The 14,295-nt window shown below is 63.0% G+C and carries 12 protein-coding genes; 8 read left to right on the forward strand and 4 right to left on the reverse strand.

All coding sequences use genetic code 11. The features are described 5' to 3' along the window. Position 1: 1 nt before the first annotated feature. Positions 2 to 697, reverse strand: coding sequence for a hypothetical protein (locus tag ACIPHN_RS17850; protein WP_400438140.1), 696 nt, complete (start codon positions 695 to 697; stop codon positions 2 to 4). Positions 698 to 907: 210 nt separating this feature from the next. Between ACIPHN_RS17850 and ACIPHN_RS17855 the strand changes: the two genes are divergently transcribed. After that, positions 908 to 1,735, forward strand: coding sequence for an alpha/beta hydrolase (locus ACIPHN_RS17855; protein WP_400438142.1), 828 nt, complete (start codon positions 908 to 910; stop codon positions 1,733 to 1,735). 66 nt (positions 1,736 to 1,801) lie between these two features. Here the strand turns inward: ACIPHN_RS17855 and mqo are convergent, their stop codons facing one another. Further along, the gene (mqo, locus tag ACIPHN_RS17860) at positions 1,802 to 3,427 is read right to left on the reverse strand and encodes a malate dehydrogenase (quinone) (RefSeq protein WP_400438329.1); all 1,626 of its coding nucleotides are present in this window, start codon (positions 3,425 to 3,427) and stop codon (positions 1,802 to 1,804) included. A 566-nt stretch (positions 3,428 to 3,993) separates the two neighbouring features. Between mqo and cheD the strand changes: the two genes are divergently transcribed. Beyond that, positions 3,994 to 4,605 (forward strand): chemoreceptor glutamine deamidase CheD, encoded by a 612-nt coding sequence (cheD, locus tag ACIPHN_RS17865; RefSeq protein ID WP_400438144.1) that lies wholly within the window; start codon positions 3,994 to 3,996, stop codon positions 4,603 to 4,605. 105 nt (positions 4,606 to 4,710) lie between these two features. On the opposite strand, the gene ACIPHN_RS17870 is transcribed toward cheD, so the two are convergent. Together ACIPHN_RS17870 and ACIPHN_RS17875 are read right to left on the reverse strand one after the other, a co-directional pair. Next, entirely contained in the window at positions 4,711 to 5,973 is a 1,263-nt protein-coding gene (locus ACIPHN_RS17870) for a urate hydroxylase PuuD (RefSeq protein ID WP_400438146.1), read from the reverse strand. Positions 5,974 to 6,133: 160 nt separating this feature from the next. Further along, entirely contained in the window at positions 6,134 to 6,958 is an 825-nt protein-coding gene (locus ACIPHN_RS17875) for an outer envelope protein (RefSeq protein ID WP_400438148.1), read from the reverse strand. 721 nt (positions 6,959 to 7,679) lie between these two features. Here ACIPHN_RS17875 and ACIPHN_RS17880 point away from each other — a divergent pair. From ACIPHN_RS17880 to ACIPHN_RS17905, 6 genes are all read left to right on the forward strand, one after another. After that, positions 7,680 to 8,711 (forward strand): ABC transporter substrate-binding protein, encoded by a 1,032-nt coding sequence (locus ACIPHN_RS17880; protein WP_400438150.1) that lies wholly within the window; start codon positions 7,680 to 7,682, stop codon positions 8,709 to 8,711. Between the two features lie 195 nt (positions 8,712 to 8,906). Next, positions 8,907 to 9,692, forward strand: a complete 786-nt coding sequence (locus tag ACIPHN_RS17885) for an ABC transporter ATP-binding protein (protein WP_400438152.1) — start codon at positions 8,907 to 8,909, stop codon at positions 9,690 to 9,692. Positions 9,693 to 9,711: 19 nt separating this feature from the next. Further along, positions 9,712 to 10,491 (forward strand): ABC transporter permease, encoded by a 780-nt coding sequence (locus ACIPHN_RS17890; RefSeq protein ID WP_400438154.1) that lies wholly within the window; start codon positions 9,712 to 9,714, stop codon positions 10,489 to 10,491. Between the two features lie 170 nt (positions 10,492 to 10,661). Further along, entirely contained in the window at positions 10,662 to 12,212 is a 1,551-nt protein-coding gene (locus ACIPHN_RS17895; protein ID WP_400438156.1) for an ABC transporter ATP-binding protein, read from the forward strand. Further along, positions 12,205 to 13,299, forward strand: coding sequence for an ABC transporter permease (locus tag ACIPHN_RS17900; RefSeq protein WP_400438158.1), 1,095 nt, complete (start codon positions 12,205 to 12,207; stop codon positions 13,297 to 13,299). Before ACIPHN_RS17895 ends, ACIPHN_RS17900 begins: the two co-directional genes overlap by 8 nt. A gap of 16 nt (positions 13,300 to 13,315) precedes the next feature. Continuing rightward, a complete protein-coding gene (locus tag ACIPHN_RS17905) occupies positions 13,316 to 14,236 on the forward strand; it encodes an ABC transporter permease (protein WP_400438160.1) in 921 nt (306 codons plus the stop codon). The last annotated feature ends 59 nt before the right edge of the window (positions 14,237 to 14,295 follow it).

The raw sequence follows: 14,295 nt of genomic DNA on the forward strand, positions 1-14,295 counted from the left end.
GTCAGGCTTGTCGTGCAGGCTGCCGCTGCAAGGCATCCAGCAGCTCGGCGTGACGCAGGTGGGCGCGTTGCGCCTCGGCCTGTTGCGCCACCAGCAGGGCGTTGCCGCTCTCCCGGATGGCATCGATGAGGCCTTGCTGCCCGTCGGCCTGCTGTTGTGCCTGGCGCTCGCGGGCCTGCTCCTGCAGGCGCCTGAGCGCGAGCGTGCTCCAGACCAGGCGCGCCTGATCATGCGCGCCGACGGTAAACCAGATCTTCAGGATCAGGAAGGCGAGGATGCCCCAGGTGGAAATCTTGAACTTGGCACCCAGCGCATCGATGACCGCGCCCAGCGCGCCCGGCGCCTGTTGTCCACCCAGCACGCCAGCCGTATCGCTCAGCGCCAGGCCCAGGCCGATGAAGCTGCCCAGCAGGCCGGCGATGAGCAACAGGCCCGGCAAGACAGCCGCCCAGCGTTCCGCGCCGCTGGCCACGGCCTGGCTCAACTCTTCCGGGGTCGTCTGCGCAGGCAGGGTCCCGCCCTGCCCGGCCAGCGCAGCCAGGCGCTGCTCCCACTGGCTGGCACGCGCGGCCCGGGCCAGCAGTAGCGGGGTCACGATCACCACCGCCAGGAATACCACGGCAAACACGGCCTGCAAACCACCATAGGTGGAGCCATCCCATTGCGGCAACAGAAAAGCCAGTACCGACTTATCCATGCCTGCCCCCTGCGCGTGTCTCTTTTGCCTTCATGCCAGCCCCTTTTGTCTTGATCTCGTTACCGCATGTAAAGACTGAAGATTATCAGAAAGACCACATAACAGGACGTAAAGTGATGTGTCGACAGGACTTCCAACGACATCGATCAAGGCTGCGGCACGCGCCAGGACTTGCTTGCCGGCCCATCGGGGCTACGCGACAATGCCGCCATGCGCCTCACTTCCCTGCTCTGCATCTGCCTTTCCCTGTTGCTGTCCTGCCTGGCGGGCTGCGCCATCGATCCATTGCAGCATGCCGATGACATTGCCACCCACGCCAGCCTGCAGCGCCAGGAGGTCACCGCTGGGCCCTTCGTCCTGACCGCCTATGCACGCCTGCGCGCACCGGACCAGCCCCTGACGGTCTACCTCGAAGGCGATGGCCGTGCCTGGCTCGGTCGCACGACGGTCTCACCCGATCCGACACCACGGCAGGCCGTGGGCCTGCAACTGGCGACCCGCGACCCCGCTGCCAATGTGCTCTACCTGGCACGCCCCTGCCAGTTCACGCCCATGGCGCGCAACCCGCAATGCCAGAGCCGCTACTGGACCGACCTGCGCTACGCCCCCGAGGTCGTCGACGCGATCGATGCGGCACTCTCCAGCTATGTCGATCGCCTGCATCCGTCGCGGCTGGACCTGGTCGGCTACTCCGGCGGTGGTGCGATAGCGGTGCTGCTGGCGGCGCGCCGTCACGATGTTTCCTCGCTGCGCACCGTCGCCGGCAATCTCGATCATGTGGCCGTCAATGCCTGGCACAAGGTCTCGCCCATGCCCGGCTCGCTCAATCCCATCGACGTGGCCGCGCAGGTGGCGCAGCTGCCGCAGCTGCACTTCAGCGGCGCCGACGACAGCATCGTCCCCACCGCCATCGCGCGCAGCTTCGTGGCGCTGGCCGCACCTTGTGCGGCCTTGCGCGTGATACCGGCGATGGGGCATGAAAGCGACTGGGCCGCGCTCTGGCCCACGCTCTTGCAGTCTCCGTTGCCTTGCCAGTAGACCAGCATGAAAAAGGGGAGCCATCGGCTCCCCTTCTTTATCTTGCAACGCTAACGCCAGCTGGCATTACAGCGCCATATCAGCCGCCGCATTGGCCTTGGGCTTGTCCATGCTGGCCTTGCCTGCGTCCTTGGACGGCGCCTTGGGGGCGATCACCGGCGGCGGGTTCAGCTGCAGCACGTCGCTGGTATAGGCCCATTCCTTGGCGACCTGGTCAGGATGGTCGTTGAGCTTGGTGCCGTAGCTGGGGACGATCTGATGCACCTTCTGCTGCCAGGCCGGGGTGGCCAGCTTGTCCTTGAAGACCTTCTCCAGCACCGTCAGCATGATGGGCGCGGCCGTGGAGGCGCCCGGCGAGGCGCCCAGGAGGCCGGCCATGCTGCCGTCAGCCGAGGTCACGATCTCGGTGCCCAGTTTCAGCACGCCACCCTTCTTCTCATCACGCTTGATGATCTGCACGCGCTGGCCGGCTTGCCACAGGCGCCAGTCTTCCTTCTTCGCATTGGGGAAGTATTCCTTGAGGGCGGCAAAGCGCTGATCGTCGGACTGCATCAGCTGGCCAGCCAGGTATTCCACCAGCGGATATTCATCGATACCGACACGCGCCATCGGCCAGACGTTGTGGGTGGTGGCGGTGGAGAAGAGATCCCACAGCGAGCCCTGCTTGAGGAACTTGGTCGAGAAGGTCGCGAAGGGGCCAAACAGGATCACGCGCTTGCCGTCCAGCATGCGGGTATCCAGGTGCGGTACCGACATCGGCGGCGCGCCCACGGAGGCCTTGCCATAGGCCTTGGCCAGGTGGCGCTCGGCCACGGCCGGATTGTCGGTCACCAGGAAGGAGCCGCCCACCGGGAAGCCCGCATATTCACGCGCTTCCGGGATGCCCGATTTCTGCAGCAGCTTCAGGGCGCCGCCACCGGCACCGATGAAGACGAACTTGGCGTCGGTCTCGGTGGTGCTGCCATCCTTGAGGTTCTTGTAGCCGATGCGCCAGGTGCCATCGGCGTTGCGGGTGATGTCACGCACTTCGCTGGAGAGCTTCAGGCTGAAGTTGGGACGCCCTTGCAGGTAGGCCGCGAACTGGCGGGTGATCTCGCCGAAGTTGACGTCGGTCCCCAACGGGGTCCAGGTGGCCGCCAGCTTCTGCTGGGGATCGCGGCCTTCCATCATCAACGGAACCCACTTCCTGATCTGCTCGTGGTCTTCCGAATACTGCATGCCGGCAAACAGCGGGCTGGCCTGCAGGGCTTCATAACGCTTCTTCAGGTAGGCCACGTTCTCGTCACCCCAGATGAAACTCATGTGCGGGGTCGAGTTGATGAAGGAGCGCGGATTCTTCAGCACGCCATTCTTGACCTGCCAGGACCAGAACTGGCGCGAGATCTGGAAGGCTTCGTTGATCTCGATGGCCTTGGCGATCTGGATCTTGCCGTCCTTGTCTTCGGGCGTGTAGTTCAGCTCGGCCAGGGCCGAGTGGCCGGTGCCGGCGTTGTTCCAGCCATTGGAGCTTTCCTCGGCCACGCCATCCAGGCGCTCGACCATTTCCATCGACCAGCCCGGTTCCAGCTCGTTGAGCCACACCGCCAGGGTGCTGCTCATGATGCCGCCGCCGATCAGCAGCACGTCGACCTTCTTGACGTCGGCCGCCTGCGAAGCCGGTGCGAACACCAGCGCAACTACGAATCCCAGCATGGCCAGGAAGGATTTTTTCAACATTGTCTAATCCGTTTGTGATGAGGGAGGGCTGCGTCCCCGGCGCACCGGTCCGCCAGGCGGAGGGTGGGAAGCGGGGGATGCGGGCAACCGGCGCGAGACGTATCGGCGTACGCCTGCCTGTGGAGAGGAAGAGCGACGTGAGGCGCCAAGTGCGCTATGCAAGTCTGTTTCGGGCCTGCACAACGCCTGCCGGGCGTGGCCGCTGGCGGCCACGGCGCATCAGGTCGGACGTGTGCCCGCGCCTGTGCCTGCCGGATTCAACTGCCTTTCCGATGCCTGTCTCCGGCATTTGGGGAATGCCTGTAGAAATCGTCTCCGTCAGAGCGGACCGGGATCGGGTCATGTCGAGGGGGCGCAGCGTAGCACGGGATGCGCATCGGGACGATTGCGGATATCCCTCATTACCGGCCACTCGGTAGCCTGCTTTCAGGTCTAGGGAATTCCCCGATATCGCCGCGACGTGGCCTCGCCGACAATAAGCCCAGCAAGACAATCACAGTCCCTCACAGCTCCATTCGATACGTCCGAGATCAGGAAACAGTATGCAAACCGTCATCAACAAGCCGGAAAATTTCGCTTCCTACGTCTATCATGACCGCTCCTTCAATTGCGAGACGGCCAAGATCCTGCCCGGCGAGTACTACTACACGGGCAATGACATGATGATCGTGACGGTGCTGGGCTCGTGCGTGTCTGCCTGCCTGCGTGATCGCGTCACCGGCGTGGGCGGGATGAACCATTTCATGCTGCCCGACGGTGGTGGCGAGGCTGACAGTCCGGTCTCGGCGTCGATGCGCTATGGCACCTATGCCATGGAAGTGCTGATCAACGATGTGCTCAAGGCCGGCGCCCGGCGCGAAAACCTGGAATGCAAGGTCTTCGGTGGCGGCGCGGTACTGCGTGGCATGAATGCGATGAACGTCGGCGAGCGCAATGCCGCCTTCGTGAGGAGCTACCTGTCGGCCGAAAAGATCCGCGTGGTAGCCGAGGACCTCAACGATATCTGGCCGCGCAAGGTGCATTTCTTCCCGCGTACGGGCAAGGTACTGGTCAAGAAGATCAAGGATGCCAACGCCGACCTGGCCAGCCGTGAGCGCGAGTATGCCTCCAAGCTGCAGACCAAGCCGGTGGGTGGCGAGATCGACCTGTTCTGAGCCCCGCTGGAGTGAGCAACGGGATTGAAAATACTTAATCCCGTCGCCGCCGCTCCCCGTAGGAAATTCCCTGAAAAACTAATAGTCGCTACCCGTCAAACTTAGTTAACGGGTAGCTGCTCCTGCTTCGAACCACTTCCCGATGATGGCTCTTTCTTCATCGGTGATATGGGTCATGTTCCCCAGCGGCATGGACTTCTGCACGACCGCCTGTTGATAGATCTGTTGCGCGTGCTGGGCGATATGCTCGCTCGAATCCAGCAGCACGCCCTTGCCCGGCACCGGCATGAGCGTCGGTTGCGCGGCATGGCACTGGATGCAGCGCGCCTGGATGACCTGCTGCACCTGGGCAAAGCCGCCCTGCGTGACCGGCGCGGCAGCTGCCGTCGGCGCCGCAGCCGCATCGGCCCCGGCTGGCGCAGGATGCAGGACCGCCGGCACCGGCTTGTCACGCATGGCCGGGCTCAATCCCACTGCCACCGCCAGCAGCAACACCACGGCCACACCCGGATACCACCAGTTGTAGACGCCCTTGTGACGCAGCACGAAGAACTGCCGGATCAGGGCGCCGGCGGCCATGATGAACAGCAGCACCACCCAGTTATGCGGCGCGCTGTAGGTCATGCTGTAGTGATTGGACAGCATGGCAAAGAGCACCGGCAGCGTGAAATAGGTGTTGTGGACGCTGCGCTGCTTGCCGCGCTTGCCGTGGATGGGGTCGGGTGCCTGGCCGGCACGCATCGAGGCCACCATCTTGCGCTGCCCCGGGATGATCCACACCAGCACATTGGCACTCATGATGGTGGCCATCGAGGCGCCACTGATCAGGAAGGCCGCCCGTCCCGAGAACAGGTGGCAGGCCGCCCACACCGAGACCACCACCTGCAGGCCCACCAGCAGATTGACCAGCCGGTCCGCGCCGGCACGATCACCGATGGTGCTGCAGATGGCGTCATAGACCAACCAGTTGAAGACCAGGAAGGCAATGGCGGTACCGCCGGCCATCGAGGCCGACATGTCGAAGACATTGCGGTCCACCAGGAACACATTGGCATTGAACAGGTACAGCAGCGAGAACAGCGCAAAGCCCGACAGCCAGGTGCTGTAGGACTCCCAATAGAACCAGTGCAGGTGTTCCGGCAAGACCTTGGGCGCCAGTAGGTACTTCTGCGGATTGTAGAAACCGCCGCCATGCACCGCCCACAGTTCGCCACCCACGCCCTTCTCCTTGAGCTCAGGATCGGTGGGCGCCACCAGGCTGTTGTCCAGCCAGACGAAGTAGAAGGACGAACCGATCCAGGCGATCGCCGTGATCACGTGCAGCCAGCGCAGCAGCAGGTTCAACCAATCAAGAATGTATGCTTCCATGACGCCCCGCTCTCCCTACAGGAACCTGATGACGGTTCGAAGAAAACCATTTAGCCAATTCTTGCGCCCACGCAGGCGCGCAAACAAAAATGCCGGATCCCAGGATCCGGCATCGTCACGCTAGACCAGAGGCCAGGCCGGCGGCCTGTGCCCGCCAGACTTAGAAGTGATACTCGGCACGGATCATCGGCGTCTTCGCCAGCGAACCCGGCACGTTGCTCGGATTGCCGAACTTGTTGCGCCAGTATTGGTATTCCAGGCCGACGCGGAAGGTGTTCTTGCCCATTCCCAGCGGGGTACCCACATCGTACATGACCTGGCCGTCGAAGTTCAGCTCGGGTGCGGTCGGGCCGCCGAACTCGTTCTTGCCCTTGGAGGCGATGTAGTTCATGTAGCCTTCGAAGGCCAGACCAGTCGAGCCCAGCGGAATGCCCCAGGCCAAGTTCAGCATCGGGTGCGTGTCGTAGGTGTAGCGGCTGGAAACGCCAATGGGCTGGTTGCTTTCGAACAGCGCCAGCACGCTCACATTCAGGAAGCCCGGCACATCCATCATCAGGGTCGGGCCGACCACCAACATGCGCTTCTTGGACGCGTAGCTCTTGTCGTTCTTGGTGTTCCAGTCAAAGCCCAGGGTCATGCCGACGCCGCGTGCAGGGCCGAAGGACAGATCCTTGCCGCTGATCTTGCCGATATCCAGGGTATTGCGATAGGTGATATAGGCTTCCTGGGCGCTATCGTCCTTGCTGTCCGACATCAGCAGGTCCACGTTCAGGAAGTTGGTGCCGTACTTGTAGCCGCTGGCGTGCTGGAAGTTGACAATGTTCTTGCTGATGTCCTGCGTGTTGTAGGGCTCGGCAAAATGGGTACCGTAACGGTAGCCGATCGAGTTATCCGACCAGTCGGCGGCATGCGCCGACAGGCTGCAGGCGGTCGACGCGACCACCGCTGCCATCATCCAGTGTTTCCCCTTGATGCTCTTCTTCATACTTTTCTCCCTGGTTTGCTTCATGAAAAATTTGTGTTGATAGGGAAGCCCTCCCGCCCACCGCAGCACCTTGCTCTCCCCGCTGCCATGTGCGTCCCGGACACCCTGCCTTGCTCACCTTGTCAAATAAGGCTGGGCAGATTGCTTACACGATTGCCGACATCCGTACCGACCGAAGCCTTTAGGCAAGGCTCGTGCCAGCCCATGAATGGCATGCCAAACTGCGCCGATGCACGGCAGCCAATACGAGCCCGTCAGGCGATCTGGCATCCCGGCTCCCGCGCACAGGGGCGCATGGTAGCCGAGCCAACGCCCGACCCAAAGAGAAAAGCGATCTTCCGACAATTTTTCGGCAGTGATTGTCGACAATCAACCACAGAATTGCGGGCAGGACAAAAACGGCGGAGATGCCGTCATATAGGACCTATAGCGGGGTGCGTGCTATTTTTTTTAGTGCATTTCTTTCTACTTAGGTGCAACAGAGCACCAATTTGTTGCAAATGGGTTTTTTGATTGTCGACAAAATCGACGCCGGCTGTTGATCGGCCAAGACGCGCACCGGCTAGCGCGAGCCCGATTCCATGCAAACTTGCTACGCTTGGCACATTAAATGCTTTTAAGGGCTCTGTCAGAGCACCTCATGCGGGGATGACCGTGCATGCAGAACAGATGTCTCGGCCATGGGGTGCGCATCCATCAACAAGGAAAGGGGAAGTCCATCGTGCAATTCAGCAAGCTCTCCAAACTGGGCGCAGCCCTCCTGCTAGCCGCATCGTGCTCGACCACGTTCGCCCAGGAAACCAAGATCAAGTTCCAGCTGGACTGGCGCTTCGAAGGCCCATCCGCCCTCTTCCTGGTGGCCAAGTCCAAGGGCTACTTCGCCCAGGAAAAACTGGATGTCACCATCGATGCCGGCAATGGCTCCGGCAATGCGGTCAACCGCGTCGCCTCCGGCACCTATGACATGGGCTTTGCCGACATGGCCGCCCTCATGGAATTCGCCGCCAACAATCCCGACGCCCCCAGCAAGCCGGTGGGCGTGATGATGGTCTACAACGACACGCCGGCCGCGATCTTCTCGCTCAAGAAGACCGGCATCCGGAAGCCGGCCGACCTGGCCGGCAAGAAGCTGGGCTCGCCGGTCTTCGACGCCGGCCGCCGTGCCTACCCGATCTTCGCCAAGGCCAATGGTCTGGATGCATCCAAGACGCAATGGACCAGCATGGACCCGCCACTGCGCGAGACCATGCTGGCGCGTGGCGACGTCGATGCCATCACCGGCTTCTATTTCACCTCGCTCCTGAACCTCAATGCCCGTGGCATCAAGGATGAAGACATCAATGTGATGATGTATCCCGACTATGGCGTGCGCCTGTACGGCAACGTCATCATCGCCTCCGATGCCATGCTCAAGCAGAAGCCGGAGGCCATCAAGGGCTTCCTGCGCGCCTTCGCCAAGGCCAGCCGCGATGTGATGGCCAATCCGGAAGCGGCCATCAAGGTCCTGAAGGAACGTGATGGCCTGATCGACGAGAAGCTGGAACTGCGCCGCCTGAAGCTGGCCATCGCCAGCGCCATCGCCACCCCGCATGCGAAGTCGGAAGGCTATGGCCAGGTGTTCGGCCCGCGCCTGACGCTGATGGCGTCGCAGGTCTCGGACGCCTACGGCACCAAGACCCGCGTCAATGCCGACAAGATCTGGAATGGCAGCTTCCTCCCTTCCAAGGCGGAGCTGGATGTGTTCCCCAAGTGATCCAGAGGAATCAAGGGAGTCAGGGGCGAGCCCTGTGACTTCCTGATTTGTTAGAAAAACGCTGTTGAAAACTTAGTTTCAACAAATTGCCACCGGGAAAATGATCCGATCGAAAAACTAAGTTTCGAGATCCCTGGATCCTTTTCATCGCATCGTTTTCCCGGCCGGCAGAACAGAAGAAAAACGACCCGATCCATGAGCGAACCCTTCGTCGATTTCCGCCACGTCTACCTGGCCTATGATGGCGCCACCGAATTCGCGGTGGAAGACATCGACCTGCAGACCCGGGCAGGCGAATTCATCGCCATCGTCGGCCCCTCCGGCTGTGGCAAGTCCACGTTCATGAAGCTGGCCACGGGCCTGAAGCAGCCCAATCGCGGCAGCGTGGTCATCGGCGGCCAGGTCGTGACCGGGCCGCTGAAGTTCGTGGGCATGGCCTTCCAGGCGCCCACGCTGTTGCCCTGGCGCACCACGCTGGAAAACGTGCTGCTGCCGCTGGAGATCGTCGAACCCTATCGCCGCGACTTCAAGCAGAAGAAAGCCGAATACACCGAGCGCGCCCTGAAGTTGTTGAAGACCGTGGGCCTGGACGGCTACGCCGACAAGTTTCCCTGGCAGCTCTCGGGTGGCATGCAGCAGCGCGCCTCGATCTGCCGCGCGCTCATCCACGAACCCAAGATGCTGCTGCTGGACGAGCCCTTTGGCGCCCTCGATGCCTTCACCCGCGAGGAGTTGTGGTGCGTGCTGCGCGACCTGTGGGCCGAGCGTCGCTTCAACGTCATCCTGGTCACGCACGACCTGCGCGAAGCGGCCTTCCTGGCCGACACCATCTATGTGATGAGCAAGCGCCCGGGCCGCATCGTGGTCAAGCGCGACAATCCGCTGCCGCGCCCCTGCGACCTGGAAACCACCTACACCGACGCCTTCAACGCCCTGGTGCACGAGCTGCGCGAGCACATCGGCCACGTGCGCAATACCTGACCCCGGCCAAGGACAGATCATGAAAAGAACCTTCTCCGGAAAACTCAACCAGGCCGCCACCACGCTGGCGCCCTGGATCCTGCTCATCGTCATCCTGGGCATCTGGCAGTTCATCTGCAGCGTGTGGAACGTCTCTGACTTCATCTTCCCCAGCCCGGCCTCGATCCTGCAGGCCATGGTGGAATTCGCCGGCCCCATCACCGAGCATGCACTCTCGACCTTCTGGGTCACCATGGTGGGCTTTGCCATCGCCGTGGCAGTGGGCGTGACGCTGGGCTTCGTCATCGGCTCTTCGCCCATGCTGTATGCCGCCGCCTACCCGCTGATGACGGCCTTCAACGCCTTGCCCAAGGCGGCTTTCGTGCCGGTGCTGGTGGTCTGGTTCGGCATCGGCGCGGGACCGGCGATCCTGACGGCCTTCCTGATCTCCTTCTTCCCCATCATGGTCAACATCGCCACCGGCCTGGCCACGCTGGAGCCGGAGCTGGAGGACGTCTTGCGCGTGCTGGGCGCGCGCCGCATGGATATCCTGCTCAAGGTCGGTTTGCCGCGCTCCATGCCGTACTTCTTCGCCTCGCTGAAAGTGGCCATCACGCTGGCCTTCGTGGGCTCGACGGTCTCCGAGATGAATGCCTCCAACCAGGGCATCGGCTACCTGCTGGTATCGGCCGGATCGTCCATGAAGATGCCGCTGGCCTTCGCCGGTCTGGTAGTGATCGGCGCCATGGCCATGGCCATGTACGAATTGTTTGCCATCATCGAGCGCCGCACGACGGCCTGGGCGCATCGCGGAAAATGAGGTCTTGCGCGCCGGGGGCCGTACCTGGCATGCAAAAGCGGTAGGCGGCACAGCACAATTTGTCTATGATGACGCGCGTACCAAGCCCCGGCCCTCGGCCGGCAGGCCGGACTGGCGAAGGGGCCAGCCGATTCGAAACAGAGAACCTCAGAGAACCACAGGGAAATCACGTGAGCGCAGTGCCACTCCGCCTTGAAATCAGCCACGTCCGCAAGGCCTATCCGGGCGTGCTGGCCAACGACGACGTCAGCCTGGCGGTCGCGCCCGGCGAGATCCATGCCGTGCTCGGCGAAAACGGCGCCGGCAAGTCCACCTTGATGAAGATCATCTTCGGCGCGGTCAAGCCCGATGCCGGCGAACTCCGCTGGAACGGCGCGCCGGTGCAGATCGCCAATCCGCAAGTGGCGCGCAAGCTGGGCATTGCCATGGTGTTCCAGCATTTCTCGCTGTTCGATACGCTCACCGTCACCGAGAACATCGCCCTGGGCCTGGATGCCAAGACCGACCTGAAGGAACTGGCCGAGCGCATCACCCGTACCGGTGAGAAATACGGCCTGGAGCTGGAACCGCAGCGCCATGTGCACACCCTGTCGGTGGGCGAGCGCCAGCGTGTGGAAATCGTGCGCGCCCTGCTGACCGAGCCGCAACTGCTGATCCTGGACGAGCCGACCTCGGTGCTGACCCCGCAGGCGGTCGAGAAACTCTTCGTGACCCTGCGCCGTCTGGCCGACGAAGGCTGCAGCATCCTCTACATCAGCCACAAGCTCGACGAGATCCGCGCGCTGTGCCACAGCGCCACCGTCATGCGTGGCGGCCGCGTGACCGGCAATTGCGATCCGCGCAATGAAAGCAGCGCCAGCCTCTCGCGCATGATGATCGGCGACGAACTGGTGCGCCTGCAGCGCGAGCGCAATCCCGATTCGCAACGCAATGAACGCAAGCTGCATGTCAATCGCCTCTCGCTGCCCAAGGCCCACCTGTTTGCGACCGAACTGAAGGACATCGAGTGCGAAGTACGTGCCGGTGAGATCGTCGGTATCGCCGGGGTCTCCGGCAACGGCCAGCAGGAGCTGCTGGCGGCACTCTCCGGCGAGGACCAACGGGCTGCGCCCAACATGATCATGCTGGGCGGCAAGCCGGTGGGCGATCTCTCGCCCAATCCGCGCCGCGCGGCCGGCCTGGGACTGGTGCCGGAAGAACGCCTGGGGCGTGGTGCCGTGCCGACCCTCTCGCTCACCGCCAATATGCTGCTGTCACACCAGAAGGCACCCTATGTAAAGCACGGCATGATCGACTTCGGCTTCACGCGTCGTGCCGCCGCGTCCATCATCGAACGCTTCAAGGTCAAGGCGGCCGGTCCCGATGCGGCGGCCAAGAGCCTCTCGGGCGGTAATCTGCAGAAGTTCATCGTCGGCCGCGAGATGGAGCGCAAGCCGGCGGTGTTCGTGGTGGCGCAGCCGACCTGGGGTGTGGACGTGGGCGCTGCGGCGCAGATCCACGGTGAAATCCTGAAACTGAAACAGGAAGGTTGTGCAGTGCTGGTGATCTCGGAAGAACTTGACGAACTATTCGCCTTATGTGATCGCCTGCATGTGATCGCCAAGGGGCGGCTCTCGCCCTCCATCCCGATCGAACAGGCCACCCGCGAGCAGGTGGGCGTGTGGATGAGCGGTCTGTGGGATGACGCTGCAGCCAGCGGTGCGGAGGTGCGCCATGGCTGATCGTATGGGTTTCCCGCTGCGCCTGGAGTTGCGTGGCGCGCCGTCGAAGACGATGACCTATCTCTCGCCGGTGATCGCCATCGTCGCCACGCTGCTGCTGGGGGCGCTGCTGTTCCTGGCGCTGGGCAAGGATCCGCTGGCGGGACTGAAGGTGTTCCTGGTCGATCCCTTCAATGGCAAGCGCGCCATCAGCGAACTGCTGTTGAAGTCGATACCGCTGATCCTGTGTGCGCTGGGGCTGGCGGTATGCTTCCGCGCCAGCATCTGGAACATCGGTGCCGAGGGCCAGTTCACCGTCGGTGCGCTGTGCTCGGGCGCGATGCTGGTCTGGCTGGACGTGCCGGGCCACAGCATCTCCGGTGGCATGGGCCTGGCGTTGATGATCGTGGCCGGCGTCATCGGCGGGGCGCTGTGGGCGGCCATCACGGCCTACCTGCGCGACCAGTTCAATGCCAATGAGATCCTGGTCTCGCTGATGCTGACCTATGTGGCGCAGCTGCTGCTGATGTGGGCGGTCAATGGTCCACTGAAGGATCCCAATGGCATGAACTTCCCGCAGTCCAAGGTGTTCTCCGACGAGTTCATGCTGCCCATGCTGATCTCCGGCACGCGCCTGCACGTGGGCTTTGCAGTGGCCATCGTGGCGGCCGTGCTGATGGCGATCTTCATGATGCGCAGCCTGCGCGGCTTCTCGCTGATGGTCGGCGGCGTGGCACCGCACGCGGCGCGTTATGCGGGTTTCTCGGCACGCTCGGCGCTGTGGGTGTCGCTCTTGATCTCGGGTGCCTTCGCCGGCCTGGCCGGGGCCTTCGAGATCGCCGGCCCCATCGGCCAGCTGCTGCCGTCGGTGTCGCCGGGCTATGGCTTCGCGGCCATCATCGTGGCCTTCATCGGCCGCCTGCATCCCATCGGCGCCATCCTGGGCGGCTTGATCATGTCGCTGCTGTATCTGGGTGGTGAGCTGGCGCAATCGCGCCTGGGCCTGCCCTCGGCGATCACGGGAGTGTTCCAGGGCATGCTGCTGTTCCTGCTGCTGGCCTGCGATACGCTGATCGATTACCGCCTGGCGTGGAAAAAGAAAGTCTAAGGAATCAGGACAGGATATGGATCAACTCGCTCCTCTCATCGCAGCCTCGATCAATGCCGGCACCCCGCTGCTGCTGGCGGCCATCGGCCTGCTGATCAATGAACGTTCCGGCGTGCTCAACCTGGGCGCCGAAGGCATGATGCTGGTCTCGGCCATCGCCGGTTTCGCCGTGGGCTATACCACCAAGAGTCCGCTCCTGGGCTTTGTCGCCGGCGCCCTCTGCGGCATGCTGATGTCCACCCTGTTTGCCTGGCTGGCCCTGCGCCTGGCCACCAACCAGGTCGCCACTGGCCTGGCCCTGTCGATCTTCGGCGCGGGCCTGTCAGCCTTCGTGGGCCAGCGTTTCGTCGGCCTGGCGCTGCCGGCGCAACCGAACTCGGTGCCGTTGCTGGGCGATATTCCCTTCGTCGGCCAGGCCTTGTTCCACCAGCACTGGATGAGCTACCTGGCCTTCGTGCTGTGCCTAGCCAGCATCTGGTTCCTCTATCGCACGCGCGCCGGCCTGGTGCTGCGTGCCGTGGGTGAATCGCCCGAGTCCGCCCATGCACTGGGCTATTCGGTGCGCGGCATCCGCTACCTGGCGCTGCTCTTCGGTGGCGCCTGCTGCGGCCTGGCCGGAGCCTACATGTCGCTGGTCTATACCCCGATGTGGGTCGAAGGCCTGGTGGCCGGGCGCGGCTGGATCGCGCTGGCGCTGACCGCCTTCGCCACCTGGCGGCCGGCACGTGTCTTGCTGGGTTCGCTGCTGTTTGGCGGCGTCACCATCGCCCAGTTCTACCTGCAGGGCATGGGCGTGACCATTCCTTCGCAGATCCTGTCGATGGCGCCTTACCTGGCCACCATCGTGGTGCTGGCGCTGATCTCGCGCAATCCCGACTGGATCCGCCTGAACATGCCGGCCTCGCTGGGCAAGCCTTTCCGCCCGGGCGCATCCTGATGCCGGCCTGAGCGGTGATCATTTTCGTAGCAGCACTTGTATTGGCAACACCTGTATCT

It is taken from the genome of Herbaspirillum sp. NPDC087042, assembly GCF_044745245.1.
In the GTDB taxonomy this organism is placed as follows: Bacteria; Pseudomonadota; Gammaproteobacteria; order Burkholderiales; family Burkholderiaceae_D; genus Herbaspirillum.

Bases quoted from the DNA above. Each gene is read 5' to 3' on its own strand.
- ACIPHN_RS17900 (WP_400438158.1), top strand. From the start codon at position 12,205: ATGGCTGATCGTATGGGTTTCCCGCTGCGCCTGGAGTTGCGTGGCGCG.
- ACIPHN_RS17850 (WP_400438140.1), bottom strand. From the start codon at position 697: ATGGATAAGTCGGTACTGGCTTTTCTGTTGCCGCAATGGGATGGCTCC.
- ACIPHN_RS17870 (WP_400438146.1), bottom strand. From the start codon at position 5,973: ATGGAAGCATACATTCTTGATTGGTTGAACCTGCTGCTGCGCTGGCTG.
- ACIPHN_RS17855 (WP_400438142.1), top strand. From the start codon at position 908: ATGCGCCTCACTTCCCTGCTCTGCATCTGCCTTTCCCTGTTGCTGTCC.
- cheD (WP_400438144.1), top strand. From the start codon at position 3,994: ATGCAAACCGTCATCAACAAGCCGGAAAATTTCGCTTCCTACGTCTAT.
- ACIPHN_RS17890 (WP_400438154.1), top strand. From the start codon at position 9,712: ATGAAAAGAACCTTCTCCGGAAAACTCAACCAGGCCGCCACCACGCTG.
- ACIPHN_RS17875 (WP_400438148.1), bottom strand. From the start codon at position 6,958: ATGAAGAAGAGCATCAAGGGGAAACACTGGATGATGGCAGCGGTGGTC.
- ACIPHN_RS17905 (WP_400438160.1), top strand. From the start codon at position 13,316: ATGGATCAACTCGCTCCTCTCATCGCAGCCTCGATCAATGCCGGCACC.
- ACIPHN_RS17885 (WP_400438152.1), top strand. From the start codon at position 8,907: ATGAGCGAACCCTTCGTCGATTTCCGCCACGTCTACCTGGCCTATGAT.
- mqo (WP_400438329.1), bottom strand. From the start codon at position 3,427: ATGCTGGGATTCGTAGTTGCGCTGGTGTTCGCACCGGCTTCGCAGGCG.